This is a genomic window from Sedimenticola selenatireducens (assembly GCF_007625115.1).
Classification (GTDB): domain Bacteria; phylum Pseudomonadota; class Gammaproteobacteria; order Chromatiales; family Chromatiaceae; genus Sedimenticola; species Sedimenticola selenatireducens_A.
This window is the reverse complement of record NZ_VMNH01000005.1, coordinates 292,955-306,894: the sequence shown is the minus strand read 5'-3', so window position 1 is coordinate 306,894 and position 13,940 is coordinate 292,955. Positions and strand designations below refer to the sequence as shown.

16 protein-coding genes are annotated in these 13,940 nt (G+C 49.9%); 15 read left to right on the top strand and 1 reads right to left on the bottom strand.

Annotation, left to right across the window (positions count from 1 at the left end; all coding sequences use genetic code 11):
* The first annotated feature begins 3 nt into the window (after positions 1 to 3).
* The 5 genes from FHP88_RS05215 (at position 4) to FHP88_RS05195 (ending at position 5,855) form a co-directional block, all read left to right on the top strand.
* Positions 4 to 1,758, top strand: coding sequence for a hypothetical protein (locus FHP88_RS05215; protein ID WP_186297617.1), 1,755 nt, complete (start codon positions 4 to 6; stop codon positions 1,756 to 1,758).
* Positions 1,739 to 2,740 (top strand): lysylphosphatidylglycerol synthase transmembrane domain-containing protein, encoded by a 1,002-nt coding sequence (locus tag FHP88_RS05210; protein ID WP_144357954.1) that lies wholly within the window; start codon positions 1,739 to 1,741, stop codon positions 2,738 to 2,740. Before FHP88_RS05215 ends, FHP88_RS05210 begins: the two co-directional genes overlap by 20 nt.
* Positions 2,741 to 2,880: 140 nt before the next feature.
* Positions 2,881 to 4,752, top strand: a complete 1,872-nt coding sequence (gene mnmG, locus FHP88_RS05205; RefSeq protein ID WP_144357953.1) for a tRNA uridine-5-carboxymethylaminomethyl(34) synthesis enzyme MnmG — start codon at positions 2,881 to 2,883, stop codon at positions 4,750 to 4,752.
* Complete coding sequence (gene rsmG / locus FHP88_RS05200) at positions 4,749 to 5,387, top strand: 16S rRNA (guanine(527)-N(7))-methyltransferase RsmG (protein ID WP_144357952.1); 639 nt, start codon at positions 4,749 to 4,751, stop codon at positions 5,385 to 5,387. Before mnmG ends, rsmG begins: the two co-directional genes overlap by 4 nt.
* Before the next feature lie 18 nt (positions 5,388 to 5,405).
* Positions 5,406 to 5,855 carry a YaiI/YqxD family protein gene (locus tag FHP88_RS05195; protein WP_144357951.1) on the top strand — a complete coding sequence of 150 codons (450 nt, stop codon included), beginning with the start codon at positions 5,406 to 5,408 and terminating at the stop codon, positions 5,853 to 5,855.
* 20 nt (positions 5,856 to 5,875) lie between these two features.
* Here the strand turns inward: FHP88_RS05195 and FHP88_RS05190 are convergent, their stop codons facing one another.
* Complete coding sequence (locus FHP88_RS05190) at positions 5,876 to 6,256, bottom strand: DUF3461 family protein (RefSeq protein WP_144357950.1); 381 nt, start codon at positions 6,254 to 6,256, stop codon at positions 5,876 to 5,878.
* 199 nt (positions 6,257 to 6,455) lie between these two features.
* Here FHP88_RS05190 and FHP88_RS05185 point away from each other — a divergent pair, with 199 nt between their 5' ends.
* From FHP88_RS05185 to atpG, 10 genes are all read left to right on the top strand, one after another.
* Positions 6,456 to 6,749, top strand: coding sequence for a hypothetical protein (locus FHP88_RS05185; RefSeq protein ID WP_144357949.1), 294 nt, complete (start codon positions 6,456 to 6,458; stop codon positions 6,747 to 6,749).
* 196 nt (positions 6,750 to 6,945) lie between these two features.
* Positions 6,946 to 7,731, top strand: a complete 786-nt coding sequence (locus FHP88_RS05180) for a ParA family protein (protein WP_144357948.1) — start codon at positions 6,946 to 6,948, stop codon at positions 7,729 to 7,731.
* A gap of 45 nt (positions 7,732 to 7,776) precedes the next feature.
* Positions 7,777 to 8,661 (top strand): ParB/RepB/Spo0J family partition protein, encoded by an 885-nt coding sequence (locus tag FHP88_RS05175; protein WP_144357947.1) that lies wholly within the window; start codon positions 7,777 to 7,779, stop codon positions 8,659 to 8,661.
* A 148-nt stretch (positions 8,662 to 8,809) separates the two neighbouring features.
* Complete coding sequence (locus tag FHP88_RS05170) at positions 8,810 to 9,178, top strand: ATP synthase subunit I (RefSeq protein WP_144357946.1); 369 nt, start codon at positions 8,810 to 8,812, stop codon at positions 9,176 to 9,178.
* Between the two features lie 27 nt (positions 9,179 to 9,205).
* The gene (atpB, locus tag FHP88_RS05165) at positions 9,206 to 10,066 is read left to right on the top strand and encodes a F0F1 ATP synthase subunit A (RefSeq protein WP_144357945.1); all 861 of its coding nucleotides are present in this window, start codon (positions 9,206 to 9,208) and stop codon (positions 10,064 to 10,066) included.
* Between the two features lie 55 nt (positions 10,067 to 10,121).
* Positions 10,122 to 10,361: a F0F1 ATP synthase subunit C gene (gene atpE / locus FHP88_RS05160; RefSeq protein ID WP_046860058.1), complete on the top strand. Its 240-nt coding sequence runs from the start codon at positions 10,122 to 10,124 to the stop codon at positions 10,359 to 10,361.
* 58 nt (positions 10,362 to 10,419) lie between these two features.
* Positions 10,420 to 10,890 carry a F0F1 ATP synthase subunit B gene (locus tag FHP88_RS05155; protein WP_144357944.1) on the top strand — a complete coding sequence of 157 codons (471 nt, stop codon included), beginning with the start codon at positions 10,420 to 10,422 and terminating at the stop codon, positions 10,888 to 10,890.
* 9 nt (positions 10,891 to 10,899) lie between these two features.
* Complete coding sequence (locus FHP88_RS05150) at positions 10,900 to 11,439, top strand: F0F1 ATP synthase subunit delta (protein WP_144357943.1); 540 nt, start codon at positions 10,900 to 10,902, stop codon at positions 11,437 to 11,439.
* Positions 11,440 to 11,452: 13 nt separating this feature from the next.
* Positions 11,453 to 12,994, top strand: a complete 1,542-nt coding sequence (gene atpA, locus FHP88_RS05145; protein WP_144357942.1) for a F0F1 ATP synthase subunit alpha — start codon at positions 11,453 to 11,455, stop codon at positions 12,992 to 12,994.
* Positions 12,995 to 13,031: 37 nt separating this feature from the next.
* Positions 13,032 to 13,892 (top strand): F0F1 ATP synthase subunit gamma, encoded by an 861-nt coding sequence (gene atpG, locus FHP88_RS05140; protein WP_144357941.1) that lies wholly within the window; start codon positions 13,032 to 13,034, stop codon positions 13,890 to 13,892.
* The last annotated feature ends 48 nt before the right edge of the window (positions 13,893 to 13,940 follow it).

The following is a 13,940-nucleotide window of genomic DNA, read 5'->3' as shown; positions in this document are numbered from 1 at the left end:
CAAATGAATATGCACAGTCATACGCTTTCAGTATTAGTTCGGAAGGTTGCCGAAGGCCGGAGGTTTACAACAAGTGTTTTATTTGTAGGTATTGTAGCGTTCTACTATTTTACTACGGCTGGTAATCTTAGTGAAACTGACGATGTTTATGCATTTGCTTATCGTGCTGAAAATTTCCCCATTACGCACATCTCTGATCCGCGCTTAATGCTCTATCATATGTTGATGCGCGGGCTGTACGTAGTAGGCTCTGCATTCAGCTTGGATATCTCTGCGCTTGCATTAATGCGATTCTTTTCGGCAATGTGTGCTGCCACGGCCCTTATCCTTGTAATTAGAATTTTAACACTGAACTTCAAACTTTCGAACTTTACAGCAGGTATGGCAGCCATAGTATTAGGCAGCAGCTATGGGTTTTGGCGTTATGCATCGGAAGCAGAAGTGTATATACCGGCTATTTTACTCTGCTTGTTGATCTACCATTTATTAGCACAGTATTTGGATAGCCAAAAGCTGGAAAAATGTAGCACAGGTTTCAAAATCTCATTAGTGGGAAGTGTGGCGGGATTAGGGGTTCTTTTTTATCAGCCTGCTGTCATCCCCCTGTTTTTTGCGTTTCCAGTGCTCTTTATCACGAAGGAGTACAAAGAAGGCCTTGTTTTGCTTGCGCAGTATCTAATTCCTGGATCGCTAGTTGTGGGGATAGGATACCTGGCCGGCTACTTTCTCTATTGGCAAGCGACCTTTTCTCTCCATAGCTTTATTGCATTTCTATCACAGCGCTCGGATGAGTTTATGATTCCGACCCTCTCTGTTAAGACGGTATTTGTTTCACTTATTCGATCAGCATTTTCGCTATCACATGATTTGGTATCAGCTAATTGGATCTTCGGCTTTGATGTTGTCGTGCAATTAATCAATCGTGCTTTCTCTAATAATGTTATTGCAGAGGAGGTATTTTTAGCACAACGTGCGGGATGGATAGTTTATTTTCCAATTGTGTCATTGATATTGTTACTGGTTGTCGCGTCGCGTATCGTGATTGTATCTTGGCCTTTATCCCTTAAGCGTGTTCTTGATACTCAAACAGTGACCATTATTGTATGGCTATTACTATACGGCGCTGTGGTTGGGCGGTTGAATCCGGCAGGGATTGAGGCCTGGATTATGGCCTTGCCGCCTTTAATGATTCTATTAGCGGTGTTTCTCTTTGAGGCCTGTGTTGTAAAACAAAAACAAAGTGCCCTGATGGTATTTGCGGGTCTATTACTCGTGCACAATTTTGTTGGTGGTATGTTCTTGGTAAAAAACCCTGAACATGAGTATGACCGGGTCAAAGGTGCTTGGGTTATTAGCCAAGCCACTGTAAATGATTTAGTTATTGTTACAGATAATGCCGGATTGGCAGAAGCCATGCGCTATCTGTCAAAAAGCCAAATAGCCTTAATAAGTTCGCGCACTGCTCCAGTGCTTGCCGATGCGCTATTGAACAAACGGTTGCCTATCATTTCCATTTCTACCTTTGGTCGGGATTTTGGAGGGCAATCGATTACGGCCCTAATTGAACAGGCTGCAAAAAAGTCAGGCAGAATTATTCTATTTGAGGAGTTTTACCAAACTAATAATAAGGTTGCGATGAACCTATCTAAAGACCAAGACTCTTTGACAAGATTACAAAGGGCAATGAAACGAGTGCACGCCTCATCAGAGGTAGGGTCCACCTATGTAATGCCAGCCAATGAATTCGCCAACCGTTAGAAAGCGCTTACTATTTCTGGGTGGTATTGCCTTATCAATACTGTTTCTGTGGCTTGCACTTCGCAATGTCAAGTTGGCGGATGTTTGGCAAATTGGCAGCCAGCAGATAGACGGTAAAATGATTCTTTGGGCGCTTTTTGCCTACGCGCTTTTTTTTGTTTTTAAAACATACCGGTGGCATTTACTGCTCTCATCAAAAATTAATCTCTCAACCGAACAATTAATCCCCTATGTGATGCTAGGTTATGCTGGAAATATTCTACTGCCGTTTCAAGCGGGTGAGATCACTCGGGCTATTCTCCTCTCTCGCCGCTATCCTGTCGCGGCATTCACTGCACTATCAACCATTGCGTTAGAAAAAATATTTGATTTATTGATGGTGCTTATTTTTTTGTTATGTTCTTTTGTTTTCGTCACATTTCATTCAGATCTGCTGAACAGTTTTGTAATGACGGTGAGTTACCTGATATTGCTTGCCATCATTCCAATTGCACTGCTCCTCTTCTCTCCCCCGCATACCAGATCTTTTCTGAAGGCCCTGTTCGACTCCCTGCCGTCTAAAGTATTTTTAATAACCGTTAAAAGATGGATTGAGGATGCCATAGAGGGTGTGACAGTTTTGCGAAAGGGAGCGATTCTGCTCAAAGTTATCTTTCTGAGTGTACTGACTTGGTTAGCAATGCTGACTTCACTCTATTTGACCCTGCTTGCACTCAATATTGAGATATCGCTTGCGGCCGCGGCTATTGTGTTATTTCTATCCGCAGTCGGGATGTCATTGCCTACCGCCCCTGGGTTTATCGGTACCATTCAGGCGGCCTTTGTAGTGGGTCTGTTACCTTTTGGAATAAGCCAGGAGGAGTCGATTGCGGCTTCATTACTTTATAATTTGTTGATTACAGTTGTGCCGCTTGGTGTTGGCATCGGGTGTTTCATCAGTCTAGGAATTTCTTTTCGAGACCTACGCAATACGGTTCCTTAGGACAGTTCCCGGCAAATAGGGTGGTTGAGCCGCCTGCCTCAATAGCATTCCCATTAAATTTAAATGGGAACAGGCCTGTTTCAGCAAATCGTCCTCAAGGGGTACACTATTAGGCTGATCTATTTAACACTTGAGTCAACATGTTTTATACCGATAGTTATGATGTGATTGTTGTGGGTGGCGGACATGCCGGCACAGAAGCGGCCTTGGCGGCGGCCCGAATGGGCGCGCGTACCCTCCTTCTCAGTCACAATATTGAGACCCTAGGTCAGATGAGCTGCAATCCTGCTATTGGTGGGATAGGCAAAGGCCATCTAGTCAAAGAGGTCGATGCCTTAGGCGGCGTAATGGCCAGGGCTACGGATTTAGGTGGCATTCAGTTCCGCATACTTAATGCAAGCAAGGGACCTGCGGTCAGGGCGACTCGCGCCCAGGCCGATCGGGTACGCTATAAGGCGGCGGTTCGCTATGCCTTAGAAAATCAGCCTAATCTGGATCTGTTCCAGCAGGCGGTGGATGACCTGATTGTAGAGAATGACCAGGTTACCGGCGTCATAACCCAGATGGGTCTCAAGTTTCTCGCTAAGGCGGTGGTACTGACGACAGGCACTTTTCTGGGTGGCCGTATTCATATTGGGTTAAACAACTATGAAGGTGGGCGTGCTGGTGATCCACCCGCTAATGCACTTTCGGCGCGATTGCGGGAACTGCCGCTCAATGTGGCCCGGCTCAAGACCGGCACGCCTCCGCGGATCGATAGTCGGACTATCGACTATTCACAGTTACAGGCGCAACCAGGGGATGACCCGGCACCCGTGTTCTCATTTATGGGATCAAGGGAAGAGCATCCCCGTCAGGTCAGCTGTCACATCACCCACACCAATGAACGGACCCATGAGATTATCCGTGGCGGCATGTCCCGTTCACCCATGTATACCGGTGTGATTGAAGGTGTCGGCCCACGCTACTGCCCCTCGATTGAGGATAAGGTAGTGCGTTTTGCCGATAAAAATGCTCATCAGATCTTTATTGAGCCGGAAGGGCTGGACTGTAATGAGGTGTATCCAAACGGTATCTCCACCTCCCTTCCCTTTGATGTGCAGTATGAGCTGGTGCGCTCAATGGTTGGCTTTGAACAGGCCAGGATTATGCGACCGGGTTACGCGATTGAGTATGATTATTTTGATCCTAGAGATCTGCGACCGAGCCTCGAAACACGCTTTATCAATGGGTTGTTTTTTGCCGGACAGATCAATGGTACGACGGGCTACGAAGAAGCGGCTGCCCAGGGTCTGTTGGCGGGCCTGAATGCCGTGTTGAAAATTCGCGATCAAGATGCTTGGTGTCCGCGTCGTGATGAAGCCTATTTAGGTGTTCTGGTGGATGATTTGATTACCAAGGGCACTCAGGAGCCCTACCGGATGTTTACCAGTCGGGCAGAGTTCCGATTGATGTTGCGGGAAGATAACGCGGATCTGCGTCTCACGGCGCAAGGCCGGAAACTGGGGCTTGTTCCAGATGAACGTTGGCAACGTTTTGCACAGAAACGAGAGGCCATTGAACGGGAACAGCAGCGTCTGCGCGATATCTGGGTGCAGCCCAACTCGGCCATCGCCGCGCAGGTAACGGCTGCATTTGGTACACCTATTTCGAAAGAGACACGGGCGTTGGATCTGCTTGCGCGTCCGGATGTGAACTACGCAGAGCTTTGTGCGATCCCAGAGTTGAGTCCGCCAATAGCCGATGGTGCTGCTGCGGAGCAGTTGGAGATACAAGCGCGATATGCCGGCTACATCAAGCGTCAGGAGGTGGAGATTGAACGACAGCGGGCAAACGAAAGCTTAAAACTGCCAGAGGGTTTTGATTTTGCCAAGGTGCGCGGTCTTTCAACGGAGGTCCGTGAAAAGTTGATTAAAAGCCAACCTGCTACCATTGGTCAGGCCGGAAGGATTCCCGGTATGACGCCGGCCGCCATCTCTCTGTTGCTGATCCATCTGAAGCGGAAATCATGAGCATTGATAGGGCGTTGTGGCAACGCCAACTCCATGAGGGTCTTCAGGCGATGGAGGTCGATCTGTCTGAACTGCAGCAGAAATCCTTGCTGGATTATCTCGCGTTGTTATTCAAATGGAACCAGGCCTTTAATCTTACCGCCATCCGGGATGCCAATGAGATGGTTTCCCGGCAGCTGCTCGATAGCCTGTCTATCCTGCATCTGATACAAGGCCAGCGCATTCTGGATGTGGGTACAGGTCCTGGATTGCCGGGTATTCCCCTTGCCGTGGCCAGACCTGCCTGCCAATTCACCCTGATCGATTCAAACGGAAAAAAGACCCGCTTCATCCAACAGGCGATAACTACACTGGGGTTGCAGAATGTAGAGGTTGTGCAGGCACGGGTAGAGGCCTACCGCTCGGATGTTTCCTTTGACACCATTACCTCACGTGCCTTTGCCGCCCTGCCGAAGATGGTGCAATTGACCCACCATCTTTTGGCAAGAGAGGGTCTACTGCTGGCGATGAAAGGCACCATACCCAGTGATGAGATTGCAGAATTGGTAGCGGAGGGTTATCGAATTGATGTTGAAGCCCTTAAGGTGCATGGCAGTGATGGCGAGCGTCATGCCCTACTGGTAAAACCAGCCTAATCTTAGCAGGAGAATATAATGCAGATCTGGGTTGATGCGGATGCCTGCCCCAATGTAATCAAAGAGATCCTGTTTCGGGTGGCCGAACGCTTGAGCCTTCCGGTAATACTGGTGGCGAATCAGCCTATAAAGACACCTGCATCGTCCTTTATTCGATCCATACAGGTACCGGCCGGGTTTGATGTGGCGGACAATGAGATTATTCGTCAGGCGGTGGCTGGTGATCTGGTGATTACCGCAGACATCCCTCTGGCATCGGGCGCCATAGAGAAAGGTGCCTATGCGCTCAATCCGCGCGGGGAGATGTATACCCGGGAGAATATTCGGGAGCGGCTTTCCATGCGCAATTTTATGGAAGAATTGCGTAGCAGTGGGGTCAACACAGGAGGCCCCCCTACCCTGGATAAACGTGATCGTCAGGCCTTTGCCAATCAGCTGGATCGGTTTCTGGCGAAAAACCGATCCTAGGGAAGTGTGATCAGGCAGATTTAGTCGAGGTTTTCGATATCACTCCTCAGCTGATCCAGTTTGCGTTTCATTACCGCCTCCAGGTGATCGATATCGTTGATGATCCGCTTCTTGAAGTCAGAGACACTCTCTTCATGCCGCACCACCTGATCCAGCTCTTGGGTTAATTTCAGCATGGTCGGTGAGATTTCGCTCACCTCTTTGTATTTGTGTGTGCCACTGTCTACTTGCACCATCTTTTTGGAGCGACCATGGCGGAACTTCATGCTATGGGCGAAAAGATCGCCCTTCTTGCGTTTGAAATAGATCTTCAGAATATCTTCATCACCCTCTTGCCTCAGGGTATATTTCTCAATCCGGTCAAGATCGGTAACGCCCAGTTCTCGCAATGTTTCATACATTAGATAGTCCTTTGCCACCGGTTGTGACGAGTCAGGGTAAATACCCATGTCAGGTAAATATGCGTTACCCAAGGCAGAACTTCAAGGTTAGAACCGGTTGTGAATCACTCCGCGGGATTCTTTTTTTGGAGTAGACTGGCCTTGTGCCGCCGCTAGTGAGCTATCGTTGTGGCTCCAAACGTCTAAAGGAGGAGAGCAGGTGACCAGATCAATCATTGGGAAATGTTGGCACTGTGGTGCTGAATTGTCAGCCGCCGACTATGGGCGAGAGACGGCCTGCCTAGCCTGCGGTAAACCCACCCGAGTCTGTCGTAACTGCCGCTGGTATGATCCTGCCCGGACTAATCAGTGCCAGGAACCGATGGCAGAAAGGGTTATGGCGAAGGAGCGGGCCAATTATTGCGAATTCTTCGAAGCCACAGCGGAGCTTGATTCAGAAGGCAACACGGCCAACCAGAATCTCCGTCAGGCTGCTGAAGATCTGTTCAAGTAATTCAGCCTTCAGGGGATTCATATTCGACCAGTTGAGTAGATTTGCCTGCACAATGAGAAATTTTAGGGGGAATCATGGGGTAAAGGTCGTGCATCTCCCCTGCTTTCTGATATTCTCAACGGCTCGCTCGATATTTTAGACGAGAAAGGGATTAGGCATACCTGGCACAGCCGGTTAACAAGCGTGGAATTAGGTTATGGGTCGGATAATTTGTGTCGCAAATCAGAAGGGTGGCGTAGGGAAGACCACAACGGCAGTCAACCTGGCGGCCTCGTTGGCCTCATTCAGACGTAAGGTGCTGCTGGTGGATCTGGATCCACAGGGCAACGCGACTATGGGCAGCGGCGTGGATAAACATAATCTCTCCAGCTCCAGCTGTGATGTCCTGCTCGGCGAATCGACTTTCTCCGAAGCCGTGGTGAAGACGCCTGCAGCGGGCTTTGACGTACTCCCTGCCAATGCTGATCTTACGGCTGCAGAAGTGGGTTTGATGAATGTGCCGCTAAAAGAGAAGCGGCTCAGTCTGGCCCTTGCAGGCGCTAAAGATCGCTACGATTATATCGTGATCGATTGCCCCCCCTCGCTCAATATGTTGACGGTGAATGCCTTGGTGGCCGCGGACGGTGTATTGATCCCATTACAGTGTGAATACTATGCCCTTGAGGGACTATCGGCGCTGATCAGCACCATCAAGCAGATTCAGGGCAGCCGTAACAGTCATCTGGTAATCGACGGCATCGTTCGCACCATGCATGATCCGAGAAACAATTTGACCAATGAGGTGTCGGCTCAGCTGATCCAACATTTCGGCGATCAGGTTTTCCGGACAATCATTCCGCGGAATGTGCGGGTAGCCGAGGCGCCCAGCCATGGATTACCGGTTTTACTGTATGATAAAAGCTCACGGGGTGCAGTCTCTTATCTGGCGATGGCCAGCGAGCTCCTGCGCCGACAGGAAAAACGAGTGGCCGCACAGGCATAATAAAAATCTTGTCGCACTGCGACACGCGTATTTTGGAACCAGAACATGGCAGCAAAGAAAAGAGGCCTCGGACGCGGACTGGATGCCCTCCTGGGTAATGCCGTAAGCAGAGAATCTGAAGATGCCCCGGCTGAAGCAAGGGCTTCCGATAACCTGACTTCCCTGCCGGTGGATCGGATACGTCGGGGTCGTTATCAACCGCGCCGGGACTTCAATCCGGATAGTTTGCAGGAACTGGCAGATTCCATCGCGGCACAGGGTGTCGTTCAGCCCATCGTGGTGCGTCCTGTCGATAATAACGAGTACGAGATCATTGCCGGTGAACGACGTTGGCGCGCCACACAGCAAGCCGGGCTAAGCGAGATTCCGGTGGTTATTCGGGATGTGAATGACCAGACCGCCATGGCGATGGGGCTGATCGAAAATATTCAGCGAGATGATCTCAATCCTCTGGAAGAGGCCGGTGCGCTGCACCGTCTGTTGAATGAATTCGAACTGACTCATCAGGAGATTGCTCGTGCGGTAGGCAAGTCCCGCACCACGGTCACCAACCTGCTACGTCTGCTTGAACTTAATCCTGATGTGAAAACCCTGATTGAAGAGGGCCGCATAGAGATGGGCCACGCCCGTGCCCTGCTTGGCTTGAAAGGGGCCCTGCAGAGCGAAGCCGCACGCCAAGTGAGTCTCCAGGGACTATCAGTGCGTGAGACTGAAAAGCTGGTACGTCGACTTCAGGGTGAAGGGCCGGAAGGCGCTAAGAGTAAAGCGCCGGTCAAGGAAGATCCGAATGTGCGTTCACTGGAGACGGACCTTACCGAGCGATTAGGCGCTCGTGTGAAGCTACAACAAGGTAGCGGCGGTAAGGGAAAATTGATTATAAGTTATAACAGTTTGGATGAGCTGGACGGCATTCTTGAGCATATTCAGTAGGTTAAATCCTGTTTTTGTGCAAACCATTAAGCCTGTTTCAGTGGATAATCAAAAAATTTATTCGCCCATCGTTTGACCTTATGCAGCGCAGCATTTATACTGCGCCGGCTTTTTAAGTACGGTTTTTGACTGCTGGAGATCTTTGCTGATGCATCTGGCAGATAAGCGTCAAGCCTACCGCACCATCCTGGTACAACTGGTAGCTACATTGACTGCGGCTTTGCTCTTGCTGGTCGTCGCAGGGGGTGTTTTTGCTTACTCAGGTTTAGCAGGGGGTGTGATCGCAACCCTGGCGAACGCCCTTTTTGCGTATCGGATATTTGTCCGCTACACCGCACAAGAGCCAGGTAAGTTACTCGCCCGCTTTTACGGGGCAGAAATTTTGAAACTCGTTCTGACGGGTTTGCTTTTTGCAGGGGTTATCCTCTGGATCAAGCCACTGAGTGTTGGGGCCCTATTTGGCGTTTTTCTGCTGGTGCAGATGATGCCAATAGTGATCATCCAACTTTTGGACTAAACGACTTTTGGGTTACGTGATAGCACAATGGCAGGCGATACACTTACCTCTAGCGAATACATTAGGCACCATCTGACCAATCTGACCTATGGTCAGCATGCGGATGGTACTTGGGGCATTGCACACAGTGCAGAAGAAGCCAAAGAGATGGGCTTCTGGGCTATCCACGTGGACACCATGTTCTGGTCAATTCTGCTGGGCGCTCTGTTTCTCTATTTTGGAAAAAAGATAGCGGATCGCGTTACTGCAGGCATTCCGACTGGAACGCAGAACTTTGCCGAAATGCTGGTTGAGTTCATTGACGACAGCGTCCGGGGCTCCTTCAGCGGCCGCAATCCATTGGTTGCGCCACTGGCACTGACCATTTTCATCTGGATTTTCCTGCAGAACCTGATGGATCTGGTGCCTGTTGATGTCATCCCCGCCCTGGCCGGTGCGGTGGGTATCCACTTTATGAAGGTCGTACCTTCAACGGATCCCAATGCTACCTTTGGTATGGCGATCGGCGTATTTATACTCACCCTCTACTACAGCATCAAGATCAAGGGTGTGGGTGGCTTCATGGGTGAATTGACCCTGCAACCTTTCTCTTCAGACAATGCGATCATTAAACTGCTGTTTATTCCGATCAACTTTGTCCTTGAGTTCGTCAGTCTGATAGCAAAGCCGATTTCATTGGCGCTTCGACTCTTCGGTAACATGTATGCGGGCGAGATGATCTTCATCCTGATCGCCATCATGTATAACGCTGGCGTGGTACTTGGCCTGTTTGGTGGAGTACTGCAACTGGGCTGGGCGATCTTCCATATCCTGATCATTACACTGCAGGCGTTCATCTTCATGACCCTGACGATAGTTTATTTGGATATGGCTCATAACGAGCATTAATTTAATAGCGTTTTTTCGTTTAACTTTACAACCTCACGACAAACGGGAGATAGAAATGACTGAAGCAACTGCACTGTTGTACATTGCTGGTGCATTGATGATGGGCCTAGGTGCACTGGGCGCCGCAGTCGGTATCGGTGTTCTTGGTGGACGTTTCCTCGAGGGCGCTGCCCGCCAGCCGGAACTGATTCCAATGCTGCGTACCCAATTCTTCATCGTAATGGGTCTGGTTGACGCCGTTCCTATGATCGCTGTTGGTTTGGCGATGTACGTCTTGTTCGCGGTTGCTGGATAATTTTGGCTTCTCTCGAACATACTGACTTTCATCTCGTCAAAAGCGAGGTAAATCCGGGATGAACATAAATCTGACTCTTATTGGTCAGCTTCTATCCTTTGCAGTGTTTGTGTGGTTCACGATGAAGTTCGTATGGACTCCCATCATGGGCGCACTCGATACACGGCGTAAGGAGATTGCAGACGGCTTGGCGGCCGCGGAACATGGTCAACACGAACAAGAGTTGGCTAAAGAACGCGCCAAAGAAGTTATCCGTGAAGCAAAAGGCCAAGCAGCAGAAATCGTTAATCAAGCTCAGAAGCGTGCTTCCGAGATTGTTGATGAATCTACAGGCAATGCACGTTCAGAAAGCGAACGTATTATTGTTGCTGCCCAGGCGGAGATCGAGCAGGAAGTTAATCGTGCTCGTGAACAACTGCGTCGACAGGTAGCTGAGCTGGCGGTATCGGGTGCGGAAAAGATTCTTCGTAAGGAGATCGACATCGCAGCCCACAAAGATATCGTCGAAAAACTGGCCCAACAGATCTAAGGCGCAGCTATGGCTGGAGAAACAACCACAATAGCCCGTCCTTATGCCGAAGCGGTATTTAGCCGAGCCCAAGAGACCGAGACACTGGGTCCATGGTCAGAAACTTTAGAGTTTCTCGCGGCGGTGGTTGCAGAATCAACCATGGCCGGGGTTATTACCAATCCCAAATTCGACAAGAACAGCTTGATCGAGCTTGTCCTTGAAATTGGTGATGACCGCTTCAATGAAGAGGGGCAGAACCTGATTCGAGTGTTGGTAGAGAATGGTCGCCTTGCCCTTGCGGGTGAGATAGCCGCTCTTTACGAGCAGTTCAAGGCGGAAAGCCAGAGGATACTGCATGTGCATGTGACCTCTGCTTATGCTTTGGAGCAGGATCAGGAAACTCAAATAGCCGATGCGCTGAAAGCCAAACTGGGATACGACATTATTGTCACAAGCGAAGAGGATGCCAGCCTGATTGGTGGTCTCCACATCCGAGCAGGTGACATGGTAATAGACGGTTCCGTCAGCGGGCAGCTGCAGCAACTGGCGAACGAATTAGGAATCTAAGCGAGAAGCCATCATGCAACTCAATCCATCCGAGATCAGCGAGCTGATCAAAAAGAAGATCGAAAAGTTCGATCTAAAGACTGAAGCCCGTAACGAGGGCACTATTATCAGTCTCACCGACGGTATCGCCCGTATCCATGGCCTCGAAGATGCCATGTCATACGAGATGCTGGAGTTCCCAGGCAATACCTATGGTCTGGTTCTCAACCTGGAGCGTGACTCCGTAGGTGCGGTAATCCTGGGTGAATACACCCACCTTTCAGAAGGCGATGCAGTCAAGTGTACCGGCCGTGTACTGGAGGTGCCGATCGGCGAAGGTCTGCTCGGTCGCGTGGTTGATTCATTGGGTAACCCTCTTGACGGTAAAGGTGCTGTGGAGTTTACCCAGACCTCCCCAATTGAGAAGGTAGCACCAGGCGTTATTGATCGTAAGTCGGTTGATCAACCTGTTCAGACTGGTTTGAAAGCTATCGATGCTATGGTACCGGTAGGTCGTGGTCAGCGTGAGTTGATCATTGGCGATCGTCAAACGGGTAAGTCGGCTATCGCTATTGACGCGATCATTAACCAGAAAGGTACCGGTGTTAAGTGTATCTATGTAGCGATTGGTCAGAAAAACTCTACCATTGCACAGGTTGTCCGTAAGCTCGAAGAGCACGGTGCCATGGACCACACCATCATCGTTGCGGCACCAGCAGCAGATTCTGCAGCAATGCAGTTTATCGCACCTTATGCTGGCGCAACCATGGGTGAGTACTTCCGTGATCGCGGCGAAGACGCCATGATTATCTATGATGATTTGACCAAGCAGGCTTGGGCTTATCGTCAAGTTTCCCTGTTGCTGCGTCGTCCACCCGGTCGTGAAGCCTATCCTGGTGACGTTTTCTATCTCCACTCTCGTTTGCTGGAGCGTTCTGCTCGAGTTAATGCTGAGTTTGTTGAGAAGGTTACCAACGGCGAAGTGAAAGGTAAGACCGGTTCATTGACCGCCTTCCCCATCATTGAAACCCAGGGCGGTGACGTATCAGCGTTCGTACCGACCAACGTAATCTCCATTACGGATGGTCAGATCTTCCTCGAAGCCGATCTGTTCAACGCAGGTATCCGTCCTGCTATTAATGCAGGTCTTTCGGTATCTCGTGTAGGTGGTGCCGCACAGACCAAGATCATCAAGAAGTTGGGTGGTGGTGTTCGTCTCGCACTGGCTCAGTTCCGTGAGTTGGCGGCTTTCTCTCAGTTTGCTTCGGATCTGGATGACGCAACCCGTGCCCAGCTGGAGCGTGGTGAGCGTGTAACTGAGCTGATGAAACAGCCACAGTACAGCCCGCTCTCTATTGCTGAGATGGCAACCTCCCTGTTCGCTGCCAACGAAGGCTATCTGGACGATGTACCTGCAAACAAGATCGTTGATTTTGAAGCAGCGCTGCACTCCTACATGCGTAGCAATCAGAAAGCACTGAGCGATCAGATCAATGCATCGGCTGATTACAATGACGAGATTGCCAAGTCACTGCATGACGCCATCAAGGATTTCAAGGCCAACCATACTTGGTAAGCATGAAGTCTATAAAGCTGAAAGATAAGGTTTAATCATGGCAGGCGCAAAAGAGATACGCACCAAGATTGCCAGCATCAAAAATACGCAGAAGATCACTTCTGCTATGGAGATGGTGGCAGCTGCCAAGATGCGCAAGGCGCAGGACCGGAAAGACGCAACGCGTCCCTATGCGGACAAGATGCGAAATGTTATCGGACACCTGTATCACGCGCATCCAGAGTATACCCATACCTTTATGAAGGAGCGCGATATTAGCCGGGTTGGCTATATCGTTATCTCTTCAGACCGAGGGCTCTGTGGCGGTTTGAACAGCAACCTGTTTCGTAAGTTGTCGAAAGATATTCGGGCACAGCAGGAAGCGGGTATACAGGTTGATTTCTGCACCATCGGATCCAAGGCATTGGGCTTTTTCAAGCGCTTCGGTGGCAAGGTACTTGCCCAGGCAACCCATCTTGGCGATGCACCGCATATCGAACAGTTGATCGGTACGGTTAAGGTGATGCTTGATGCGTATGAAAAAGGCGAAATTGATCGGATCTACATAGCCTACAACGCTTTTGTAAATACCATGACACAAGCCCCAACTGTTGAGCAGCTGGTGCCCATCGCCGGAAGCACAGAAAAAGAACTGAAGCATCACTGGGACTACATTTATGAGCCTGATGCTAAAGAGGTTCTAGATGGACTGTTGACACGATACATCGAGTCATTGGTCTATCAATCGGTGGTAGAAAATGGAGCTTGTGAGCAGTCTGCACGTATGGTGGCGATGAAATCCGCTACCGATAATGCAGGCGACCTTATTGATGAGCTACAGCTGGTCTACAACAAGGCACGTCAGGCAGCCATTACCCAGGAGATCTCTGAGATCGTGGCTGGCGCCGCCGCAGTATAAGTCCTTGTGTAGAACAGGTTAAGATTTTAAACATTTGATAGTCGTCGA

Bases quoted from the DNA above. Each gene is read 5' to 3' on its own strand.
- FHP88_RS05215 (WP_186297617.1), top strand. From the start codon at position 4: ATGAATATGCACAGTCATACGCTTTCAGTATTAGTTCGGAAGGTTGCC.
- FHP88_RS05210 (WP_144357954.1), top strand. From the start codon at position 1,739: ATGAATTCGCCAACCGTTAGAAAGCGCTTACTATTTCTGGGTGGTATT.
- mnmG (WP_144357953.1), top strand. From the start codon at position 2,881: ATGTTTTATACCGATAGTTATGATGTGATTGTTGTGGGTGGCGGACAT.
- rsmG (WP_144357952.1), top strand. From the start codon at position 4,749: ATGAGCATTGATAGGGCGTTGTGGCAACGCCAACTCCATGAGGGTCTT.
- FHP88_RS05195 (WP_144357951.1), top strand. From the start codon at position 5,406: ATGCAGATCTGGGTTGATGCGGATGCCTGCCCCAATGTAATCAAAGAG.
- FHP88_RS05190 (WP_144357950.1), bottom strand. From the start codon at position 6,256: ATGTATGAAACATTGCGAGAACTGGGCGTTACCGATCTTGACCGGATT.
- FHP88_RS05180 (WP_144357948.1), top strand. From the start codon at position 6,946: ATGGGTCGGATAATTTGTGTCGCAAATCAGAAGGGTGGCGTAGGGAAG.
- FHP88_RS05175 (WP_144357947.1), top strand. From the start codon at position 7,777: ATGGCAGCAAAGAAAAGAGGCCTCGGACGCGGACTGGATGCCCTCCTG.
- FHP88_RS05170 (WP_144357946.1), top strand. From the start codon at position 8,810: ATGCATCTGGCAGATAAGCGTCAAGCCTACCGCACCATCCTGGTACAA.
- atpB (WP_144357945.1), top strand. From the start codon at position 9,206: ATGGCAGGCGATACACTTACCTCTAGCGAATACATTAGGCACCATCTG.
- atpE (WP_046860058.1), top strand. From the start codon at position 10,122: ATGACTGAAGCAACTGCACTGTTGTACATTGCTGGTGCATTGATGATG.
- FHP88_RS05155 (WP_144357944.1), top strand. From the start codon at position 10,420: ATGAACATAAATCTGACTCTTATTGGTCAGCTTCTATCCTTTGCAGTG.
- FHP88_RS05150 (WP_144357943.1), top strand. From the start codon at position 10,900: ATGGCTGGAGAAACAACCACAATAGCCCGTCCTTATGCCGAAGCGGTA.
- atpA (WP_144357942.1), top strand. From the start codon at position 11,453: ATGCAACTCAATCCATCCGAGATCAGCGAGCTGATCAAAAAGAAGATC.
- atpG (WP_144357941.1), top strand. From the start codon at position 13,032: ATGGCAGGCGCAAAAGAGATACGCACCAAGATTGCCAGCATCAAAAAT.